This is a genomic window from Bacillus sp. EE-W1 (genome assembly GCF_009760835.1).
Taxonomy (GTDB): domain Bacteria; phylum Bacillota; class Bacilli; order Bacillales; family Bacillaceae_G; genus Bacillus_A; species Bacillus_A wiedmannii.
Window position 1 is genome coordinate 35,720 of record NZ_WIPE01000056.1, and the last position, 7,607, is coordinate 43,326.

Here is a 7,607-nt window from a genome sequence, read left to right on the forward strand (position 1 = left end):
ATCTTACTGCCCATTAAAGTGGGATAAATTTAAATGGAATTTTGTAATAGTGGAGAGGTATGAAGTGACTTACAAGAATAGAAAGTTAGCGCTAGTCATAATTAGTTGTATGACGGTTATGGGTAGTTGTGCAAATAAATTTGTTGAGGATGGAAATCGAAAGCATATATTCGTACAGGTAAGTAAGGCTTTAGTCGAGGTTATAAATAGAATATATAATGGATAAAAGGTGTTTTCATATACGGAAATACCTTTTTTGTAGTTAAAATTGAATGCTGAAGTTTTGGAATGAGTGAATACCGGTTCCGTGTTGAACGAGGTTGTTATTATTTAAATATTGAATAGCATATTTTACTTCTTTCAAAATAGTAGGCGGAAGACCAAGAGTATGATGTGAGCCGTAAATTTGTTGAATAGGAGAGAGGTTTGTAATTTTGTTTAGAGACTGAACTAAGTCTACAGGATTTGTCGATGGATAAAACGCAAAAATCGTGCCTTCATAAAGTAAATCTCCTGTGAATAAAAACGCAGTTTCATAATCGTATAGGCAAATATGTCCTGGTGAGTGACCTGGGGTATGTATAATTTGAATTTTCCTATTTCCGATATCAATCATATCTCCATCTTGTAGTAATTTTGTTGGTGTCCCTTGGAATGGCTCGAATGTTTCAGGTTGAAATGTTTTAGGTGTAGGTAAAGTAATATCACGAGCGATGTCGTGCCTAATTTGAGGAATAGGAAGTCCTTTTATGCCGTTAATGAGCCAATCTTCTTCTAAAGCATGTACATAGATTTCTTCATATTGTGCGTGGCTACCGATATGATCCCAATGGACGTGTGTTGTGACAACTGTAATGGGTAAGTTTGTTAGTTGGTCCGTTATACGTTTCATATTATCGATACCTAGTCCTGTATCGATAAGAATTGCAGCAGTATCGCCTATAAGTAAGAAGGAATGTACTTTCTCCCAATGTCCATATTCACTAATTGCATATGTATTTTGTGCAATCTGCATTACAGTAAACCAAGGGTCTTGAGGAATAGTCATGTTCTATTTCACATCCTATTGAATGAATTTATATAAATACATTCGCTTTTCATTGTACCAAACCCTTTTAATAGATGCTTTTATAAAAGTTTATAAAATGGGTAAACGAAGCGTTGAAATGTTTGTTTGTTTTATGTTAAGATGATGAAGAAATAGTAAACGTTATTGGAATATGTCTGTTTTTAGATAAACATTTTAAAGGAGTGTTTAGTGTGAGTGATATTTCAGAGAAGTTTTGGGATGCTTCGGTAGAAGAATTGAAGAAAGGGTATGTATTTGAAGTGGAAGCAGAGGAGTATATTTGTTTAGCTTGTGGAGAAGCGTTTATTAAGGGGGTTATTTATCAAGATAATCAAGTTTTGTATGAAGCAGAGAAGTTTGTGCAATTGCATGTGCAAAATGAACATACGTCTATGTTTGATTATTTATTAAACCTTGATAAAAAGTATACGGGTTTAACGGATTTGCAAAAGAAAATGGTTCAGTTTTTCCATATGGGGCTGAATGATAAAGAGATTGTAAAAGAGATGGATGGCGGAAGTACATCAACCATTCGTAATCATCGATTTACACTTCGAGAGAAAATGAAGCAAGCGAAAGTGTTTTTAGCATTAATGGAACTGTCAGAAGAAAAATCAAAAGTACAAACGAAATTTGTACCAATTCATAGAACCGCAACGATGGTAGATGATCGCTACAATATTACGGAAGAAGAAAATGATGAAGTATTAAAAGCGCATTTTACAGAAGGATTAGATGGACCACTTTCTACATTTCCGAAAAAGCAAAAGCGCAAATTAATTATATTACGCCATTTAGTGACGAAGTTTGATAGTAATAAAAAGTACACTGAAAAAGAAGTAAATACTATCATAGAAAGAGTATACCCGGATTTTGTAACTTTAAGAAGGTATTTAATCGAATATGGGTTTTTAGATAGAACAGCAGATGGAAGCCAATATTGGGTAAAGTTGTGATAATATGGAAAAGAAAATGAATAGAGGCACATTATTATAACAACTATACAAAGAAATAGAAGTTGAAAAACAGATTTTTAATAAAAGGAGAAATGAAATTTGAAACCACCTACAGATAATAATAAAGAAGGTGCGGAGTCACATAAATTAGAAAGTGAGAGTAAACCGATTTGGAAATCGATGTCCATGTTTTTAGTACCGTTACTATTAAGTAATGTATTACAATCGATTGGACAATTATTCGGTATGGTAGTAGTAGGAAGATGGCTTGGCGTTAATGATTTAGCGGCTATATCAGCATTCTTTCCACTATTTTTCTTACTCGTTTCATTTGTAATTGGTATTGGTTCAGGGAGTTCTATTTTAATTGGTCAGGCGTTTGGTGCTAAAAACGAAGATCGTTTAAAAGCTATCGTTGGTACGACACTGACATTTACATTTATTATTGGAGTTGTGTTGGCGATAATAGGTAGTATTTTTGCGATGGATATTATGCGCCTAATGGGAACGCCAGAAAATATTATTGATATAAGTGTTCATTATGCACGTATTTTATTTATATCGATGCCAGTATTATTTTTATATTTTGCATACACAACATTTATGAGAGGTACAGGAGATTCTAAAACGCCATTTTACTTTTTAATTGTAAGTACAGCGCTAAATATGATCTTATTACCAATTCTTATTTTTGGATGGTTAGGAGCTCCGAAATTAGATGTGTATGGAGCAGCCTATGCTTCTGTTATATCTACAGTTATTACGTTTATTGTCATGTTGGTGTATTTAAAGAAGAAAAATCACCCACTACAATTAGATAGTACGGTAAGGAAATATCTTCGCATGGATAGGGAATTATTGAAGCTATTGTTACGACTCGGAATTCCAGCGAGTATTAATATGATATTAGTTTCATTATCTGAAATTGCGGTAATCGCGTTTGTGAATCGTTATGGTTCGGATGCAACAGCAGCTTATGGCGTTGTGAACCAGGTTGCAAGTTATGTACAAATGCCAGCAGTTAGCCTTGGTATTACAGTTTCCATTTTTGCAGCACAATCAATTGGTGCGAATCAATTTGATAGATTGCAGAAAGTTGTGAAGGCTGGAATTATTATGAACTACGTCATCGGTGGTGTGCTAATATCTCTTATTTACTTGTTCTCAAGAGACATTCTATCACTATTTTTAACGAGTCAAACTACAATTGAAATTGCTCATAGCCTAGTTATGATTACGTTATGGAGTTATTTAATTTTCGGGCATGCGCAAATTATTAGTGCGACAATGCGAGCGAGTGGTACAGTATTATGGCCAACTGTTATCGGAGTTGTATCAATTTGGCTTGTTGAAGTACCTGTAGCGTATTACCTTTCTTACCATACAAGTCTTGGCATAGAAGGGATATGGATTGGGTACCCAGCAGCATTTATTGTCAGCTTAATATTACAGTATGCATATTATAAGCTTTCATGGCAGAAGAAACGAATTACACGACTAGTGAGTTAAATCATGCAAATGTCCCTAAGCTATTATTTAAATAGACTAAACTAAGAAGAGGATATTATGTTCAATATATGAGCATATATCCTCTTTTCTTATACGTATTAGATTAGTTATACAGATATTGAAAATATAGTTCAGTATGTATATAACATTCAGAAAAATATGTATACTTTAAGTGGTAGACGTAGCCCATAGCGGGAGACGTAGTGAGGTCTTTAGACCGAGCGTTAATATTTTTTAGGGGTGAAGTGCGATGAGGGTACAAGAGGTTCTCATAGAGAATAACAAAAGATACATTTTACTAGATCGAGAAGGATTCCCTATAATGCCTGTTATGAAATATATAAAGTATTTAGATAAGACAGGGAAAAGACCTAATACTCAAAAAACATATTGTTATTCCTTAAAACATTTTTATACCTACTTAGAAGAAACAAACAAAGATTACAAGTTTATTAGATTAGAAGATTTAGTTAGGTTTGTGGGGTGGTTAAGAAGCCCCTATCAGAGTTCAAATGTTACTCCTCTTCAACAAAAGAAAGCAAAGCGAACGGAAAAAACAATTAACCATACAATTACCGTTATAGCAAACTTCTATGACTACCTCTACCGAAATGAAGAATTACAAAATGACATGATGGAAAAGTTAATGAAGCAAGTATTTACAGGAGGATACTCACGTTACAAAAGTTTCTTACATCATGTTAATAAGGACAAGCCATCAATCAGAAACATACTGAAATTAAAAGAACCACGTAAAAGAGTAGAAACACTCAAAAAAGAAGAAGTACAACAAGTATTACAAGCAACCACTAATATACGAGATAAGTTCTTAATTCAATTGTTATTTGAAACCGGATTGCGTATTGGAGAAGCTCTCTCTCTTTTCATGGAGGATTTTGTTTATGACCATCAAAAAGGGCATCGGATTAGTTTAGTAGAGCGGGGGGAATTAGAAAACAGTGCGATGTTAAAAACAGGAGAACGTGAAATTTATGTATCACAATCCTTAATGGATTTATATGATGATTACCTGTATGAAGTGCTTGATGAATTAGACTTGGATTCAAACTTTGTGTTTGTAAAACTGAGAGGAAAAGATGTAGGAAAACCAATGGAATATTGGAACGTTGAGTCTCTATTTAAGCGATTAAAAAAGAAAACAGGGATAAACCTACATCCTCATCTATTTCGTCACACACACGCTACAATTTTCTACCAGAAAACAAAGGATATTAAGCAAGTGCAAGAACGATTAGGACATTCTCAAATTCAAACAACAATGAATCTATACCTACATCCTTCGGATGAAGATATTCGAGAAGAGTGGCATAAAGCACAATCCGAATTTAATCTAAAGAAAAAAAACTGAAAGGAATTACTATATGAAACAAATCAAGGATGTTCAGGTAGAGGAAATAGGCTTTCATGAAGGCTTGCAAAGAGAACTTTCAACATATCCTGAAAAAACAGTACATGAAGATGGTTCTGTTTCAATTGAACAAGTATACAACCCATATTTCGTAGTTAATGACAAATGGAATGTCCACTTTTTGGGGGAAATTAACCAGTTCGAAAAAATGGTAACAAACTACAAATATTCAAATATAAATATTCATTTTTCTTTTACCAACCCTTCAATTAATTTAGAAGTGAAATATGTATATTATCAACAACTCTTTAACGATTTATGGACAATTACAAGTGCTTTTATGGCTCAAGGTCCATTAAGAAAAATGACAGAGTTCATAAATGAGAAATACCCTAAAATATCATCTCTTTTAAATTTGGATATTGAAAAAGCAGAACGAGAATATTTATTTTGGTTGAATAAGAAAGGAATAAAAACTCACTTCACACAAAAAAAAGTATTAAATAATGTGACTTCTAAAACACCAGTAGTATTTTTTTTAAGGACCGTTTATACTGCTCTATTCCAATTTACCGATAAACGTGAAGAATGGGAAAAAGACAAGTGGGATATTCGTAATTTACATGATAAATATGGTATTGACTACAATAAAAGTATAGATTTTTACAAAATTGATTTCTCAAAGATTGATGAAATGGTTCGTGAACAAGTTAAAAAATATTTTAAGCAATGATTAATCAGTAAAAATAAGTTTTCTACGGGGACAGCACGGGATTATCTACAATATATATCATCGTTTTTTAAGTTTATATTTTCATTGGAACCAACATGGAAAGACTTAAAGCTTCTAAGAAGAACACATATTGAGCAGTATATCGAACATTTACATGAATACGTTAAAAATAATTTAAAAAAACGTAACGCTCACCCTGCAAGTTATGTTGCGAGATCGCTGTCTTATCTACAAAAATTCCTTGCAGATATTCAACGGTATGAGTTCGATATGGCTCCCAAAGCTAATGTTAAATTATTAATTTTCCCTGAAGATAAACCAAAGCTAAGAAAGAAGTCAATTGAACAAATTGACTATATTCCTGACTATGTATTAGAGCAACTTTTTACTCATATTGATGATTTGCCTAAAGAGGCTGTCCCTGTCGTTTGGATTGCGTTTAAAACAGGACTTAGAATTTCAGATGTATTAGGTTTAACCTCTGGTTGTTTAGTAAAATTAAATGCTCAATACTCCATTGAAACCGATATTGAAAAAACATATGTAAAAGGGCATCGAATTCCGATTGATAGTGAATTAGCAGATATTCTTGCGGTTCTTATCGAGAAATCAAAAGAACTTAGCAATCAAGACAATAATCCTGAGGGATATATTTTTGTTCGTTATCGTGGTCAACGAAAAGGTAAACCATTCGACCAAAAATATATTAGAACCCAACTAAATATATTAGCAAAGCAAAAAAATATTAAGGATGAAAATAGTAACCTATTTCATTTTAAAACTCACCAATTCCGACATACTTATGGAGTAAAGATGTTAAACGGTGGTGCGGATATTCTTACGGTACAAGAGTTATTAGCGCATGCATCCCCCGAAATGACATTAAGGTATGCCAAGCTATTAGATAATACGAAAAGAAAAGCCTTTGAATCGATCATAAAGCAAGGTATTTTTAGCTTTGATTTAAATGGTGAAGTACAAGAAATTAAATCAGGAGAAGATATTCCAACAGACATATTGGATGCCTTATGGCAAGACCACAAGCTAAATGCGATGGACAACCCTTATGGAACGTGTCATGCTCGACTGAACGGAAATTGCCCTCATATGGAAGCGCCACTTTGCCTAACTTGTGGTGATAATCAAACGCCATGTAAAGACTTAGCAGTAGGGTTTTCGGAATTAGATAAGGAAAAATATGAACTTCACATTAAAACAACCATGAAAGCTATTGAAATAGCAAAACAAAAGGGGCGAGAAGATATAGTTGAGAAAAATGAAAAAAATTTACAACGTTATCAAAACATTTTCAATACCCTACAAGAAGGAAATATTATCTTTGGTAGGCAAGAGCGGATGAAAAGAAAGTTAGGTGTTAAAAATGGCTGAATATGACCGTCAAGAACAGCTGAGAGCAATCCATGCATCCAGAAAAGCAATCACTTCGCAAAAGGTGGATAAAGCTATCCAAAGTCTCGTACGAGCCAATGAGCCCATCAATTTTAATAGTGTGTCAAGCGAGGCCGGTGTAGCTAAAGCAACGCTGTACAACAATCAGAAACTGCGTGATCGAATTGAATCATTACGCCATCAACAAGCTCAAGCACTAACTCCGAAACAAATTAAGCGGAAAATAAATGACAGTAACAAAGATGCAATCATTGAATCTTTGAAACGAAGAATCAAGAAAGTTGAAGAAGAAAACAAACAATTACGGAATCAACTAAAAGTGGTATATGCAGACGTATATAAACAGATATAAACAAATAGAAAGGTGTAATTTTATTGCATATAGGGGTAGCACCACATACCCATCAAGCTAACTAAATAAATTACTAGGTGCGAAATAATCCTTGTTTCAAAACCAGCAAGTGATAAAAAAATAGGCATGCTAAAGAAGCCTATTAAAACGCGATTTTTTCGCTAGGCAGCTTGTCTATGCTTCACTGTCGTTTCATACACAATCCCTAG

6 protein-coding genes and 1 pseudogene are annotated in these 7,607 nt (G+C 33.6%); 6 read left to right on the forward strand and 1 reads right to left on the reverse strand.

Annotated features, from left to right (window positions below):
* Positions 1-226, forward strand: a 226-nt coding sequence (locus GFJ36_RS29295; RefSeq protein WP_206752524.1) for a hypothetical protein, incomplete at its 5' end; no start/stop codon positions are given.
* A 36-nt stretch (positions 227-262) separates the two neighbouring features.
* Here the strand turns inward: GFJ36_RS29295 and GFJ36_RS07955 are convergent.
* Positions 263-1,048 (reverse strand): MBL fold metallo-hydrolase, encoded by a 786-nt coding sequence (locus tag GFJ36_RS07955; RefSeq protein WP_098230229.1) that lies wholly within the window; start codon positions 1,046-1,048, stop codon positions 263-265.
* A gap of 212 nt (positions 1,049-1,260) precedes the next feature.
* On the opposite strand from GFJ36_RS07955, the gene GFJ36_RS07960 reads away from it, so the two are divergent.
* The 5 genes and pseudogenes from GFJ36_RS07960 to GFJ36_RS07980 all read left to right on the forward strand — a co-directional run bounded on the left by GFJ36_RS07960 (position 1,261) and on the right by GFJ36_RS07980 (position 7,398).
* On the forward strand, positions 1,261-2,025 hold the full coding sequence (locus GFJ36_RS07960) for a DUF2087 domain-containing protein (protein WP_097889332.1): 765 nt from the start codon (positions 1,261-1,263) through the stop codon (positions 2,023-2,025).
* Between the two features lie 99 nt (positions 2,026-2,124).
* Positions 2,125-3,534 (forward strand): MATE family efflux transporter, encoded by a 1,410-nt coding sequence (locus GFJ36_RS07965; RefSeq protein WP_000804152.1) that lies wholly within the window; start codon positions 2,125-2,127, stop codon positions 3,532-3,534.
* Positions 3,535-3,784: 250 nt separating this feature from the next.
* A complete protein-coding gene (locus tag GFJ36_RS07970; RefSeq protein ID WP_098431611.1) occupies positions 3,785-4,903 on the forward strand; it encodes a tyrosine-type recombinase/integrase in 1,119 nt (372 codons plus the stop codon).
* A 13-nt stretch (positions 4,904-4,916) separates the two neighbouring features.
* A pseudogene (locus tag GFJ36_RS07975) lies at positions 4,917-7,025 on the forward strand (tyrosine-type recombinase/integrase).
* On the forward strand, positions 7,018-7,398 hold the full coding sequence (locus GFJ36_RS07980; RefSeq protein ID WP_098431613.1) for a DUF6262 family protein: 381 nt from the start codon (positions 7,018-7,020) through the stop codon (positions 7,396-7,398). The pseudogene GFJ36_RS07975 and the gene GFJ36_RS07980 overlap by 8 nt, the downstream one beginning before the upstream one ends.
* Positions 7,399-7,607 lie beyond the last annotated feature (209 nt).